The organism is Streptomyces sp. NPDC005808, from assembly GCF_042871385.1.
Lineage (GTDB): Bacteria > Actinomycetota > Actinomycetes > Streptomycetales > Streptomycetaceae > Streptomyces.
Genome location: NZ_JBIAIK010000027.1, coordinates 1 through 13,698 on the forward strand (window position 1 = coordinate 1; position 13,698 = coordinate 13,698).

11 protein-coding genes are annotated in these 13,698 nt (G+C 70.4%); 5 read left to right on the forward strand and 6 right to left on the reverse strand.

Annotated features, from left to right (window positions below):
* Positions 1-300 precede the first annotated feature (300 nt).
* Positions 301-996 carry a copper homeostasis protein CutC gene (locus ACFYPC_RS35705; RefSeq protein ID WP_391891499.1) on the forward strand — a complete coding sequence of 232 codons (696 nt, stop codon included), beginning with the start codon at positions 301-303 and terminating at the stop codon, positions 994-996.
* 12 nt (positions 997-1,008) lie between these two features.
* On the opposite strand, the gene ACFYPC_RS35710 is transcribed toward ACFYPC_RS35705, so the two are convergent.
* A complete protein-coding gene (locus ACFYPC_RS35710; protein ID WP_391891500.1) occupies positions 1,009-2,205 on the reverse strand; it encodes an MFS transporter in 1,197 nt (398 codons plus the stop codon).
* Between the two features lie 105 nt (positions 2,206-2,310).
* Here ACFYPC_RS35710 and ACFYPC_RS35715 point away from each other — a divergent pair, with 105 nt between their 5' ends.
* Positions 2,311-2,634: an ArsR/SmtB family transcription factor gene (locus ACFYPC_RS35715; protein WP_391891501.1), complete on the forward strand. Its 324-nt coding sequence runs from the start codon at positions 2,311-2,313 to the stop codon at positions 2,632-2,634.
* On the opposite strand, the gene ACFYPC_RS35720 is transcribed toward ACFYPC_RS35715, so the two are convergent.
* Positions 2,627-4,684 carry a HelD family protein gene (locus ACFYPC_RS35720; RefSeq protein WP_391891502.1) on the reverse strand — a complete coding sequence of 686 codons (2,058 nt, stop codon included), beginning with the start codon at positions 4,682-4,684 and terminating at the stop codon, positions 2,627-2,629. The two genes, ACFYPC_RS35715 and ACFYPC_RS35720, sit on opposite strands and share 8 nt — an antisense overlap.
* 391 nt (positions 4,685-5,075) lie before the next feature.
* On the opposite strand from ACFYPC_RS35720, the gene ACFYPC_RS35725 reads away from it, so the two are divergent.
* Both ACFYPC_RS35725 and ACFYPC_RS35730 read left to right on the forward strand, forming a co-directional pair.
* Entirely contained in the window at positions 5,076-5,261 is a 186-nt protein-coding gene (locus ACFYPC_RS35725) for a hypothetical protein (protein WP_391891503.1), read from the forward strand.
* 177 nt (positions 5,262-5,438) lie between these two features.
* Complete coding sequence (locus tag ACFYPC_RS35730; protein ID WP_391891544.1) at positions 5,439-6,539, forward strand: glycosyltransferase 87 family protein; 1,101 nt, start codon at positions 5,439-5,441, stop codon at positions 6,537-6,539.
* Here ACFYPC_RS35730 and ACFYPC_RS35735 read toward each other — a convergent pair.
* From ACFYPC_RS35735 to ACFYPC_RS35750, 4 genes are all read right to left on the reverse strand, one after another.
* Positions 6,488-8,140, reverse strand: coding sequence for a DNA repair helicase XPB (locus ACFYPC_RS35735; protein ID WP_391891545.1), 1,653 nt, complete (start codon positions 8,138-8,140; stop codon positions 6,488-6,490). The genes ACFYPC_RS35730 and ACFYPC_RS35735 overlap by 52 nt on opposite strands.
* 209 nt (positions 8,141-8,349) lie before the next feature.
* The gene (locus ACFYPC_RS35740; protein ID WP_391891504.1) at positions 8,350-9,981 is read right to left on the reverse strand and encodes an MDR family MFS transporter; all 1,632 of its coding nucleotides are present in this window, start codon (positions 9,979-9,981) and stop codon (positions 8,350-8,352) included.
* Positions 9,982-10,195: 214 nt separating this feature from the next.
* Entirely contained in the window at positions 10,196-11,413 is a 1,218-nt protein-coding gene (locus tag ACFYPC_RS35745) for a glycosyltransferase (RefSeq protein WP_391891505.1), read from the reverse strand.
* A 55-nt stretch (positions 11,414-11,468) separates the two neighbouring features.
* Complete coding sequence (locus ACFYPC_RS35750; RefSeq protein WP_391891506.1) at positions 11,469-12,782, reverse strand: UDP-glucose dehydrogenase family protein; 1,314 nt, start codon at positions 12,780-12,782, stop codon at positions 11,469-11,471.
* 245 nt (positions 12,783-13,027) lie between these two features.
* Here ACFYPC_RS35750 and ACFYPC_RS35755 point away from each other — a divergent pair, with 245 nt between their 5' ends.
* Positions 13,028-13,666 carry a TetR/AcrR family transcriptional regulator gene (locus tag ACFYPC_RS35755; RefSeq protein WP_391891507.1) on the forward strand — a complete coding sequence of 213 codons (639 nt, stop codon included), beginning with the start codon at positions 13,028-13,030 and terminating at the stop codon, positions 13,664-13,666.
* Positions 13,667-13,698 lie beyond the last annotated feature (32 nt).

The window sequence follows — 13,698 nt, forward strand, 5'->3', positions numbered from 1 at the left end:
GGGGCCCGGGGGGGGGGGGGGTTTGGGGGGGGGGGGTGGTGGGGGGGCTGGGGGTCTTGGGGGGGGGGCGGGGGGGGGGGGGGGGGGGTTTGTTCGCCCCCTCCGCCCCTGCCCGTCCCGTTTCTGGGGGCTGCCGCCCCCAGGCCCCCGCTTCGGCCTGGACGGCCTCGTCCTCAAACGCCGGACGGGCTGGAAGGTCTCCAGCCCCGTACGGGCTGAAAGATCTCCGGCCGGGGTTGAAGGATCTCGCGTACGCTTGGATTGGACTAGACCTGTAGCCGCTCCAAGGGAAGAGGTCCGATGAGCAAGCGCAAGCGTGCACTCCTGGAGGTGATCGCCCTCGGTGTGGAGGACGCGGTCGCCGCTGAGGCCGGAGGCGCGGACCGCCTTGAGCTGGTCACGGACATGGCCGCGGACGGGCTCACCCCGCCCGTGGAGACTTTCGTCGGGATCCGTGCCGCGGTCGACATCTCGCTGCGCGTGATGCTGAGGCGCTCGGACGGTTTCGCGGCGGGAGATCTCGACGCGCTCGTACGCGCCGCGGGCGAGCTGCGCAGTGCGGGGGCCGAAGAGTTCGTGCTCGGTTTCCTCGACGAGCACGGCGGCCTCGATCTGGCCGCCGTGGAGCGGATCGTCGCCGAGCTGGACGGCTGCCGCTGGACCTTCCACCGCGCGATCGACCGCGCCGCCGACCGCGACGCCCTGCGCAAGCCGCTCGCGGAGCTGCCGGGCCTCGACGCCTACCTGACCGCCGGTTCCCCCGCCGGGGTCGACGAGGGCATGCCCACCCTCCTCGCCGAGGCCGCCCGCAGCGGTGAGCCCGGCTACGAACCGCAGATCATGGTGGGCGGCGGCCTGCGCCTGGACCACGTGCCGCGGCTGCTTGCCGCGGGCGTCGACGCCTTCCACATCGGCGGCGCCGCCCGTCCCGGCGGCTGGACCGGGCCGGTCTCGGCGGAGGCGGTACGGCAGTGGCGGCAGGTCCTGGACGCTTAGGACCGCAGAGCGTCAAGTGGTCGAGCGGGCAGGGCTGTTGGTGGCCTCCGGTGCCAGGCGCCGGAGGTCACGCGTCGGCTCCCGCGTCGTGACCGCGGCCACCGCCGTAGCCACTGCCATCAGGCCCGCTCCCACCAGCAGGAACCAGCGGTCGCCGAACAGTGTGATCGCCAGACTGCCGGTGCCGCCCGCCGCCGCCATGCCCAGGTAGAGCGCGCTGCTGTTCAGGGAGACCAGGACGGGCGCGTTGGGCGGGTCGAGGGAGGCCAGGCGGGTGATCAGGGCGACCGCGATCCCCCAGCCGACCAGCGGGGTCAGCGCGGAGGCGACGAGCGCCGTCGGCATGGTGCGCAGGGTCCAGGGCGCGGCGGCGGCGAGGACGACGTACGCCGTGCTGCTCGTGAGGATCACGACGCGCGGCCCCCACTTGTCCACCAGCCGTCCGCCGATCGAGGAGCCGCCGACCGAGGCGATCCCGGAGACCAGGAGCAGGAGCGTCAGCCGGTCCTGGTCGCCGCCGGTCGCCGCGTGCGTGCCCACGGTGTAGTAGATGTACGAGGTCTGGAAGGCGAGGAAGACCAGGAAGGTGGTCAGCGCCGCGCCCAGTACGCGAGTGTTGGCGAGCGGAGCCAACCGGTCCCGCAGGGTCAACGCGGCGGCCGGCTGAGGGAGTTCGCGCAGCAGGAGGGCGAGGCCGCCGAACGCGGCCACCCCGAGGCCGGTCACCAGCCACATCGTCAGCCGCCAGTCACTGCGGCCGATCCAGGTGCCCAGCGGCACCCCGAGCGCGGTGGCGACGGTCAGCCCGCCCATCACCACGGCGATGGCCCGGCCACGCCGCTCCGGCGGCACGAGCCCGGTCGCCACCGCGTTCGCGGTGGGGGTGTAGAGGGCGGCTCCGGCCGCGGCGAGCACCCGGGTGGCGAGCAGGGTGCCGTACGAAGGGGCCAGTGCCGTGAGGCAGTTGGCGAGCGTGAAGACGATGAGCGCGATGAGCAGGGTGCGGCGGCGCGGCCAGCGGGCGGTCGCCGTGGCGAGAACGGGTGCGAGTACCGCGTAGGCCAGGGCGAAGACGGTCACCGCCTGTCCGGCGACCGAGATGGAGACGTCCAGATCGCGGGCGATGAGCGGCAGGATGCCTGCCATCACCATGCCGTCCGTTCCGACGGCGAAGGTGCCGAGGGCGAGCAGGAGCAGGCGTAGGCGCACGGGGTCCCCCAGTGGTCCGTGAATGATTCAATGACGGTTTGACGTTGGTCAAACAATAGAGACTGTTGGATGATTGTCAAACGGTATGAGGAGGGAGGCCCAGGCATGGGCGAGGAAGGCGAGTGGCTGCCGCAGCCCGACGCGGACGACATCGAGCTGGTCAAGGTGCTGCACGCGCTCGGCGACCCGGTGCGGCTGTCGCTGCTGAAGGTGTACTCGGCAGGCGAGCAGTTCAGTTGCGCGCCCGACGCGCTCGGCATCGGGCATCTGCACAAGTCGACCGTCTCGCACCACATGCGGATCATGCGTGAGGCCGGGATCACCTCGACGCGGGCCGTCGGCCGCAACCGTTACGTACAGCTGCGGCGCGACGAACTCGACGCCCGGTTTCCCGGCCTCCTGGACGCGCTCCTCAAATCCCTTACGTGAGCTGGGCCGGCAGCGGCGCCGCATGCGTCACGATCAGGCCCGACACCGCTCGGGTCAGGGCCACGTACAGGCGGCGCAGACCGGTGCGTTCGTCGGGTTCGCCGTCGACCACCGCCTGCGGCTCGTCCAGGACCACGTAGTCGTACTCGAGGCCCTTGGCGAGCGAGGCGGGTACGAGGGTGAGGCGGGTGTCGGCGGTCGTCTCCTCGCCCGGGCCGAGGCTGGTGAGGCCGGCCGCCGTCAGCGCCTCGGCGAGTACGGGGATGCGGGCATCGGCGGCGATCAGACCGATCGAGCCCTCGTGCCGGAGCAACTCCCCGCAGGCCGCGATGACTTCGGAGTCACCGGACGTCGTACGCACATCGAAGAAGCCCGGGTTCTCCCGCACCGAAGCCACCGGCGTCAGCCCCGGCGCGATGTGAGGCAGCAGCCGGGACGCGTAGGTGATGACGTCCGTGGGGACACGGAAACCCGCCGTCAGCTCCTCCACCACCGCCTCCCCCTTGCCGAGATGGCCGAGCGCCTCGGCCCAACTCCGCGTCGCCCAGGGCGTCGTGCCCTGCGCGAGATCGCCGAGCACGGTCGCCGAACCGGTGGTGCAGCGCCGCCCCACCGCCCGGTACTGCATCGGCGACAGGTCCTGCGCCTCGTCGAGGACGACATGCCCGAGTGAGTGCGTCCGCTGCACCAGGTCGGTCACCTCGTCGATCAACACGGCATCCGCCAGGGCCCACTTGGCGGCCTTCACGGACCGCGCCGGCTTCTGCCAGAGGATCTCCTTCTGCTCGTCCTCGTCGAGGATCCCCGCCGCGTGTACGGCGAGGAAGTCCGCGTCGGAGAGGAGCCGGAGGATGAGCTTGGCGGGGTCGACGGGCGGCCAGATCGCCTTGACCGCGGCCTTCACGGCGGGGTTACGGGCGACGGCGTCCTGCACCCGGTCGTCCGGAGCCTCGCCCGCGCGCTCCATCTGGACGAGCACGGCATGCGCGATCCGCTGCGGAAGAGCGTCGCGGGCGGCGCCGTACCGGATGTCGCGGTCGAGCAACTCCCGGACGATCTCCTCCAGTTCGTACGCGGGGACGCGCCAGCGCCGTGAGCCGCGGACGACCATCACCGGCTCGGTCGGCAACGTCACGTGCGCACGGACGGCCCTGCGCAGGACCTCGGCCATCCGGGCGTCGCCCTTGATGACAGCGGCGGTGGCACCGTCCGTGCCGCGGATCTCCACATGCGCGACGAGGTCGTCGACCGTTGCTTGCTTGACCTCCAACTCGCCGAGCGCGGGTAGCACTTGCTCGATGTAGTGCAGGAAGGAGCTGTTCGGCCCGATGACGAGGGTGCCGGTGCGGGCGAGCCGCTCGCGATGGGCGTACAGCAGATACGCCACGCGGTGCAGGCCGACGGCCGTCTTGCCGGTGCCGGGACCACCCTGCACGCAGACGGAGCCGGAGAGCCCCGACCGTACGATCTCGTCCTGCTCCGGCTGGATCGTCGCCACGATGTCGCGCATCGGGCCCACGCGCGGGCGCTCGATCTCCTGCTGGAGCAGCTTGCTGGTGGTCGCCGCCTCGGACGGGTCGGAGAGGTGCTCGTCCTCGTACGCGGTGAGGTCGCCGCCCGTGTAACCGAACCGGCGGCGCAGCGCGACATCCATCGGCTGCTTCTTCGAGGCCCGGTAGAACGGCTGCGACACGGGGGCGCGCCAGTCGATGACCATCGGATCGCCGTCGGCGTCGTGGACGTGCCGTCGCCCGATGTAGAAGCGCTCGCCCTCCGCGCCCTCCGCCCGGTCGGCGCCGGGAGCGTGCAGGTAGTCGAGCCGGCCGAAGAACAGCGGGGTGTGGCTGAGGTCGGCGAGGGCTTTGATGCGCTCGTCGATCTGGTGCTGGAGGACGGCCGCGTTCACCCAGTTCGCGGTGACGTCCTTGATGTCGAGGTTCTCCACGTCCTCGCGCATCGCGCGCAGGGCGGCACGGGACTCGCCGAGGTGGCTGCGCTCGCGGGAGAGGGGGTCCTGAGGGTCGTAAGGGTCGTCGGACGGGCTGGACAAGGGGGTGCCTCCGGGAGACCTGCGGTGGGGGTGATTCCTGGATGCCGTCCGGTTTCCGTCCGGACGGCGGCGCTCCGTGCTGGGAGGCGGGCAAGAGCGGAGATTCTAGGCGAGGGAGGGAGGCCGGGGCCAACCCTTTTTCGGCGGCCTCAGCGGTACGCCTTTTCCGCGGCCTCAGCGGTACGGCTTTTCGGCGGCCTCAGCGGTACGGCTTTTCGGCGGCCTCAGCGGTACGCCTTTTCCGCGGCCTCAGGGGTGCCCCCGCAAAAGCCCTAGGGGTCGGCGTCCGTCGTGAGGCGTACGAGGGGCGGCCCACAGGCGTACGACTGGGCCGCCGAGGTTCGGTCGGGAGGCCGACGCCATCCGGGGCCGCGAGTTCCACCATGGATACATGAGCGCAGCTACCTTCACCCCAGGCCCCCCTGCCCACCCCGGCGGCGCCACCGCCGCCTCCGGCACCCACCGCCGCCACCGCATCGGCGACGCCCTGCGCGCCGTCAAGGTGTTCGCGGGCGCCGCCCTCAGCGTGGTCCTCCTCGGCGAGTACGGAGAGGAGGCAGGCGTACGGCGACGGTGAGCCGTATGAGCAACGCGCGGCGCTGAGCTGTACGAGCAACCCGCGGCGCTGAGCCGTATGACCAACCCGTGGCGGTGAGCCGTACGCCGGGCCGAACTGCCCGGACACTAAGGTCACTCCGTGCTTCAACGGAACGTGATCGACACCTCACCCACCGAAGTCGTCTCCGCGCGCGCCCTGCTCCTCCTCTCCCTCGCAGCCTTCTCCGCGCTGTGCGTCCTCACCCGCGCCCCCATGGCCGACGTACTGGTCTACCGGGCCGAAGGCGCGGCCGTGGCGAACGGCACGGATCTCTACGGGTTCACCGTCACCGAGTGGCGGCTGCCCGCGACGTATCCGCCCTTCGCGGCGCTCCTCTTCGTACCGATGACCTGGCTCCCGCTCGCCGCCCTCAAGGTGGCCTTCGTCGCCGGGAACGTGGCCCTGCTGGCCGCCCTGGTCAGGCTCTCCTGCCGCCTCGCGGACCTACCGGCCAAGACCCCCGCCGTCTGCGCCGCCACCGCCCTCGCCCTCTGGCTCGAACCCGTCTTCCAGACCGTCCTGTTCGGCCAGATCAACCTCGCGCTCGCCGTGCTGATCCTCTGGGACCTCACACGGCCGACCGGCGCCCGTGGCAAGGGAATCGCGCTCGGCATCGCCGCCGGAGTGAAACTGACCCCGGCCCTCTTCATCGCGTACCTGCTGCTCAGGGGACGGCGAAGGGAGGCGGCCACAGCCGGGGCGGCCTTCGCCGGGACCCTACTGCTCGGCGCGCTCGTACTCCCCGCCGCCAGCGCCGACTTCTGGACCCGGCGGCTCTACGAGACCGGCCGCGTCGGCAAGGCGTGGATCGTCGACAACCAGTCGCTTCAGGGGCTGGTCGCCCGCGCGCTGGGGGAGCCGTCGCCGGGTCTCGCCTGGCTGCTGCCTGCCGTGGTTGTCGGCTGCGCGGGCCTCTGGCTCGCCCGCCGCGCACCCCAGGACCGCTGGGGCATCCTGCTCACCGCCACCACGGCCCTCCTCGTCTGCCCCATCAGCTGGTCGCACCACTGGGTGTGGTGCGTACCGCTGATCGCCGTCCTCTACGCCGAACGCCGCCTCCACCTGGCAGCGGCGGTGGCGGTCGTCTTCACGGCCCGCACCCTCTGGCTGGTCCCGCACCAGGGCGAGCTGGACCTGCAACTCCCCTGGTGGCAGCAGCTGTTGGCCTCTCCCTACCCTCTGCTCGGACTGGCCGTCCTGGCGTCTCAGCCGTCCTTGTCCGCCGCCAGCAACTCATCGGCGTCCATGATCCGGTAGGCGTACCCCTGCTCCGCCAGGAACCGCTGCCGATGGGCGGCGAAGTCCTGGTCGATGGTGTCGCGGGCGACGACGGAGTAGAAGTGCGCCTGGTGACCGTCGGCCTTGGGTCGCAGCACGCGCCCCAGCCGCTGGGCCTCCTCCTGCCGGGAACCGAAGGTCCCCGAGACCTGGATGGCGACGGTCGCCTCGGGCAGGTCGATGGAGAAGTTCGCCACCTTCGACACCACGAGTACGGAGATCTCGCCCTCGCGGAAGGCGCCGAACAGCTTCTCGCGCTGCGCGTTGCTCGTCTCGCCTTTGATGACCGGCGCGTTCAAGTGCTCGCCCAGCTCGTCGAGTTGGTCGATGTACTGACCGATCACCAGGATCTGCTGCCCCGCGAACCGCCGTACCAGCGCCTCCGTCACCTTCCGCTTGGTCGCGGTCGTCGCACAGAAGCGGTACTTCTCCTCGGTCTCGGCGGTCGCGTAGGCGAGCCGCTCGGTCTCGGTGAGGTTGACGCGGACCTCGACGCAGTCGGCGGGCGCGATGTACCCCTGCGCCTCGATCTCCTTCCACGGCGCGTCGAACCGCTTCGGCCCGATGAGCGAGAACACGTCCGACTCACGGCCGTCCTCGCGCACCAGGGTCGCCGTCAGACCGAGCCGACGGCGTGCCTGGAGGTCGGCGGTGAACTTGAAGACGGGCGCCGGCAGCAGATGCACCTCGTCGTAGAGGATGAGCCCCCAGTCGCGCGAGTCGAAGAGCTCCAGGTGCGGGTAGACACCCTTCCGCTTCGTCGTCAGCACCTGGTACGTCGCGATGGTGACGGGCCGGATCTCCTTGCGCGTACCGCTGTACTCGCCGATCTCCTCCTCGGTCAGCGATGTCCGCTTCACCAGCTCGTGCTTCCACTGCCGGGCGGAGACGGTGTTCGTGACGAGGATGAGGGTGGTGGCCTTGGCCTCCGCCATCGCCCCGGCGCCGACGAGGGTCTTGCCGGCGCCGCAGGGCAGTACGACGACACCGCTGCCGCCGTGCCAGAAGTTCTCCACGGCCTGTCGCTGGTAGGGGCGCAGTGCCCACCCCGTCTCGTCCAGCTCGATCGCGTGCGCCTCACCGTCGACGTACCCGGCGAGGTCCTCGGCCGGCCAGCCCAGCTTCAGCAGCGTCTGCTTGATCTGCCCGCGCTCGGAGGGGTGCACGGCGACCGTGTCCGGGTCGATCCGGTTGCCGACCAGCGGCGCGACCCGCTTGGACCGCAGGATCTCCTCCAGGATCGGCCGGTCTGTGGTGGTGAGGACCAGACCGTGGGCGGGGTGCTTGCTGAGGGTGAGCCGTCCGTAGCGGTCCATCGTCTCCGCGATGTCCACCAGCAGTGCGTGCGGCACGGGATAGCGGCTGAACTCGACGAGCGCGTCCACGACCTGCTCGGCGTCGTGCCCGGCCGCCCGCGCGTTCCACAGCCCGAGCGGCGTCACCCGGTAGGTGTGGATGTGCTCGGGCGCCCGCTCCAGCTCGGCGAACGGCGCGATGGCCCGACGGCAGGCGTCGGCGTTCTCGTGGTCGACTTCGAGCAGGAGTGTTTTGTCAGATTGGACGATGAGAGGTCCGTTCACGCCCGTGCCTTTCTGCGTGGCGGCACCCATGCGCGGGTGCTTGGCCAAACGTCCAGTGTGCATCACCGGCGGACGATCATGGGCGGCAGTTGCCCAGGCTTGTCCATCACCACACCTGGTCGTCGATCGGACCTGGTGGTCGCCGGGGCTCGCAAGCCAGGCGACCACCAGGTGTGCGAGTCGTTCCGAAGACGTCCCGAATGACTTGTCTAGTCGGCGGAGAGTTTCGTGTCCGGTACGCGCCAGGCGGCGATCACGAAGGCGATCAGGGTCACGGCGGCGCCGGTGAGGAAGACGACCTGGAGGGCGCTGACGTAGCCCTCCAGGAAGGGCATCGCCACCCGCGGATCGAGGGTGCGCAGGAAGGCCGAGTCCTCCAGGTTCACACTGCCGTCGGCCCGCAGGACGCCCGCCAGCGCGTCGGCGTTCGCCGGCTCTTCGGCCAGCCGGCGGAACGACGGCTCCTGCAAGGCGCTGGTCAGCCGCTCGCCGATCCGTGTGCCGGCCAGGGAGAAGAAGATGGAGAGGAAGGCGGCGGCGCCCACCGTGCCACCGTTGGAACGGAAGAAGTTCACCGACGCGGTCGCCGCACCCATGTCCTGGCGCGGTACTTCGGACTGGGCGAGTGTGGTGATCGTCTGCATCGCCGCGCCGAGGCCGGCCCCCATGAACAGCATGCCGATGGAGACGTGCCACAGCGGACTGTCCACCCGCAGCGTCGCGAACACCACCATGGCGACGGTGAGGGAGCCGACGCCCGCCACCAGGTGGACCTTGAACTTTCCCGTACGGGACATCAGCCGGCCGACCACCAGGGTCACCGTCACGTTGGCCACCACGGTGGGCAGCGTGGCGAGGCCGGCGCGGATGGGGCTCATCCCCCGGGCGAGCTGGAGATACAGCGGAAGCATCGTCATGGCGCCGAACATCCCGATGCCGACAACGAAGTGCAGGACGCTGCCCAGGCGGAACGCCTTGATGCGGAACAGCCGCAACGGCAGCAGGGCGGCGTCGGCCATCCGGCGTTCCACCAGGACGAAGACCACGAGGCCGGTCAGCCCCACGGCGTACAGGGCCAGCGCGCGAGAAGAGGCCCAGCCCCAGCTTCGTCCCTGCTCGGCGATGACGAGCAGCGGGACGATGCCGACCGCCAGCGCCGCCGCCCCGCCGTAGTCCAGCCGGTGCCGTACGGGCTGGTGCGGCAGGTGCAGTACACGCAGGATCGCGACGACGGCCAGGGCTGCCAACGGCACGTTGACCAGGAAGATCCAGCGCCAGCCGTCGAGACCGAGCAGGGTGGCGCGCTCCGCGAACACCCCGCCCACCAGCGGTCCGGTGACGCTGGAACCGGCGAAGACCGCCGTGATGTAACCCTGGTAGCGGCCACGTTCACGCGGCGAGGTGATGTCGGCGATGATCGTCATGGCGAGGGACATCAACCCGCCGCCGCCGAGGCCCTGTACCGCGCGGAAGGCCGCGAGTTCGTAGATGGAGGTGGCGAATCCGCACAGCAGGGATCCCACGGCGAACAGGACGATGGCGCTCAGGTAGACCGGTCGACGGCCGTAGATGTCGGAGAGCTTCCCGTACAGCGGGGTGGCTATGGTGCCGGCGACGAGGTAGGCGGTCGTCACCCAGGCCTGGGCGGTGAGTCCGTGGAGGTCGTCGGCGATGGTGCGCAGCGCGGTCGAGACCACCGTCTGGTCCAGTGCCGCGAGGAACATCCCGAGCATGAGCCCGGAAAGGACGCTGACGACTTGACGATGTGTCAGTCGGGCGGTTGCCTCCGGTTCACCTCGTGGGCCGTCCGCCGTGTCGGCCGTGCGGGGTGAGGACGTCATAGGAACCTTCTTTGCCGCAACGGCGTGCTTCGGATACGGGCGAGGAGTGGAGCGGGGAGTGGGGCGGGGAGTGGGGCGGGGACTGGGGCGAGGAGTGGGGCGGGGAGTGGAGCGGGGACTGGGGCGGGAGGCGGGGCCCGTGACTCCGCCTTCCGTGACCGCGCGGCCGGGCGGGCCTGCCGCGCGGTCACGGGACCGGGCTCCGTGGCGCGGCCTATCCGGCGAGCTTCTCCAGGTCGGCGACGGCGCTCTCGATCTCCGGCAGCGTCAGCATCGCCAGACGTGCCCGGCGGGCGTTCGCGCCGATAGCGGCGTCGGCCAGCACGTCACGGCAGACCGTCGCGATGCCGTCCGGTGTGGGGTCGGCGACCTCCAGACCGATGCCGAGTTCCTGGACGCGCCGCGCGTTGGAGTGCTGATCGCCGAACTGCGGCAGCACAGCCAGCGGCGTCGCCGTGCGCAGTGACTCCCGGATGCTGTTGAAACCGCCGTGTGTCAGAAAGAGGTCGACGGATTCCAGCAGGAGCGGCTGCGGCAGCTGTTCGGTGATGTGGACATGCGGCGGCAGGCCGTCGGTGTCCGCCGGAACGCCCGAGGTCGCCACGACGACCGTGTATTCGTCCAGCAGTGACGCCGCCTCGATGATCGTCCGCAGGGTGTCGACCGGGTCCGGCACCCAGGAGGGCAGGCCCGCGGACTCCTCGCCTTGCGCCTTCTTGCGCACCAGGGGGAGCGCGGTACCGATGGCGGCGAACATGAGGGGGCGGTCAGTGGGCAGTTCCGCGATCCACGGCGGCAGGACGGAGCGGCGGTCCACGGTCACCGTCTGCCGGTACGCCCACGATGCCGGCAGATGCTTGGCGAAGGAGAAGGCCGGCGGCACATAGTCGACGCGCCCCTGCGGGACGATGGACAGCGGGTCCTCGTGGGCGGGGAGCCCGTACTCCTCCCGGACGATGTTGAGGCCTCGCAGCATGTCGGCCGGGTCGATGGTGTTGCTGGTCCCGGACGGGGTGGGCAGCTGCGGGATACCCAGCAGTTCGGCGATCACGACACTGCCCATGTCCATGCCGTCGCGGAGGATGAGATCGGGGCGGAAGTCCCGTGCCAAGGGAAGCAAAATGTCCAGGAGCTCCCTCGCCACCGGACCGGACAGGGCCTGCGACATGGCGCGCATCCTCAACGCGCTCTGCTGTTCGGCATCGAGTTCCGGGTGGTCACCCAGTTCCTTCAGGGCGTTCGCCGCGTGGTAGACCGGTATGGAGTCGCTGATGGGGCTCGTCACCCGGACGTCGTCGTGTTCGAAGACCGCGGTGAGGTCCGGGCTGGTGGCCACCAGAACCTCATGGCCGGCGGCGGCGAGCGCCCGGGCGAGGGGCAGTTGCGCACGTCCGTGCGAGGGGCTGCCGAGGGTGGTGATCAATACACGCACGAATGGGCCTTTCTTTTGTGGGGGGTCTTGTCGCGAGGGGGACGCCGGTCCGCGGTCAGCCAGCCATCGCGAACGAGCGGCCGATGCCCTCCCAGGACAGTCCGGCGCGGTGGAGCAGCGTCGGGTCGAGGAGGTTGCGGAAGTCGTAGACGACCGGACTCTCCAGCAGTCCGGCGACCGTTTCCCAGTCGAGGTCACGGAATTGAGGCCACTCGGTGAGGACGACGCAGGCACGGGCGTGCTCGACGGCCTTCTCCGGGGTGTCCACGATGGTGAGCAGATCGCTGAGGTCGGGGCGGCTCTCGCTGAGGGCGGGGTCGTAGGCGTAGAGCTCGGCGCCACGCTCCCTGAGCAGGCGGGCGACAGCAAGGGCGGGCGAGTCGCGCAGGTCGGAGGTGCCGGCCTTGAAGGAAAGGCCGAGCAGTGCCAGCCGTACGCCGTGCAGCGAGCCGTCCTGCGTCGAGCACCCGTCGACCACGCGCTCGACGAGCCGGCGCTGGTGCTCCACGTTGGTCTCGATGGTGGCCCGCAACAGCGGGAAGTCCACGCCGGACTCCTCGCAGGCGGTCAGCAGCGCGTGGGTGTCCTTCGGGAGGCAGGAGCCGCCCCATCCCGGTCCCGGACTGAGGAACGCGCCGCCTATGCGCGGGTCGTGGCCGATGCCGGAGATGACGTCGTCGACGTCCGCGCCGAGGCGTTCGCACAGCGTGGCCAGGTTGTTCGCGAAAGACAGCTTCATGGCCAGGAAGAAGTTCGCCGCGTACTTGGTGAGTTCCGCGCCGGCCGTGTCCGTGAGCACCAGCGGGGCGTCGAGTTCGGCGTACAGGTCTGCCACGCGCTGCGCGGCGGCCCGGTCGGCGGCGCCGACCACGATGCGGTCGGGGTTGAGGAAGTCCCGCACCGCGTGCCCCTCGCGGAGGAACTCCGGGTTGCTCACCACGGTCACGTCAGGACGCCCGAGCAGCGCCGCGACGCGCTCGGCCGTGCCCACCGGCACCGTGGACTTGTTGGTCACGACGGCTTCGTACGGCAGGACCGTGCGGATCTCCTCCGCGACGGCCTCGACGGCGGCCAGATCCGCGCCGCCGCCGACTCCCATCGGGGTCGGCAGGCAGAGGAACACCACATCGGCGGCCTTGACGGCGCCCGGCGTGTCCTGGACGAACTCCAGGCGGCCCGAGTCCAGTCCCTGCCTGACGAGTTCCGGCAGGCCGGGTTCCAGGATGTCGACCTCCGCTCGCCGAAGACGTTCGATCTTGTGGGGGTCGGAGTCCGCGCACACCACCCGGTGGCCGAGCGAGGCCAGGCAGGCTCCGGTGGTCAGTCCGACGTATCCGGTTCCAATGACGGCGATGCGTCGATCAGGCAAGGAAGATCACCACTTCTGCTGGGTTCGGGGGCGGGCGCCTGGCGCGTGAGCCGATGTACCGGCCTTTCCCGGAGTGCTCTCGGCAGTGGCTGTGCGAACGGAGGGCCCAAGATCACTGCCCGTTGATCAAAAAATATGGTTGCCCCAGGCGTGAGTCAACGATTGGTGACAACGTTCGATGACTTTTGGACATGGGTGAAGCTGGGCGACAGCATGGGTGGCATGACCAAGGCGGAGGTACGGCAGTGAACAGACCAGGCACATCGGACCAGGGCGAAATCTGTTCCGGGCAAGCCCGCAAGTACGACGCGGCGGGTACGCGCGCGGCTCTGATGGACGCCGCCATCTCGCGTTTCGGGAAGTACGGCTACGACGGCACCAGCGTCCGGGACATCGCCAAGGAGGCCGGAGTGGACGCGGCCCTGGTCTACCGCTACTTCGGCTCAAAAGAAGCACTGTTCAAAGCGGTGACGACGAACACCGCCCTGTTCGAACCGCTGCGCTGCCTACCGCTCGAAGACGTGCCGGCATGGATCTGTGACTTCGTCCTCAACGCGCCCAGCGAGGACGAGGTCCCGCATCCGGTGCTGTCGGTGCTCCGCTCCTCCAGCCGGGAGGAGGCCGTCGGGCAGCTCCGCGACGAGATCACCGAAATCTTCTCGGAGTGCTTCGCCCGGCGCCTCGACGGCCCTGATGCCGCGCTGCGGGCCGAGTTGCTCTCGTCCTGGCTGCTCGGCATCACCCTGATGCGTAAGGCCATCCGCACCCCGGCGCTGGCCTCCGTGTCGGACAGCACGCTGCTCACGTACCTCAGGGCGGGGATCGACCCTCTGCTGAGCCCGCCCGCCGACCCCGCCGAGGCCGCCGAGACCGACGGGCGGTGACGCCCGTGACGGTGTCAGGAGGCCGGCGCGGC

What these genes read in the sequence shown, in the direction of transcription:
- ACFYPC_RS35740 (WP_391891504.1), bottom strand. Translation starts at nt 9,981, where the DNA reads ATGACGTCCTCACCCCGCACGGCCGACACGGCGGACGGCCCACGAGGT.
- ACFYPC_RS35725 (WP_391891503.1), top strand. Translation starts at nt 5,076, where the DNA reads ATGAGCGCAGCTACCTTCACCCCAGGCCCCCCTGCCCACCCCGGCGGC.
- ACFYPC_RS35705 (WP_391891499.1), top strand. Translation starts at nt 301, where the DNA reads ATGAGCAAGCGCAAGCGTGCACTCCTGGAGGTGATCGCCCTCGGTGTG.
- ACFYPC_RS35715 (WP_391891501.1), top strand. Translation starts at nt 2,311, where the DNA reads ATGGGCGAGGAAGGCGAGTGGCTGCCGCAGCCCGACGCGGACGACATC.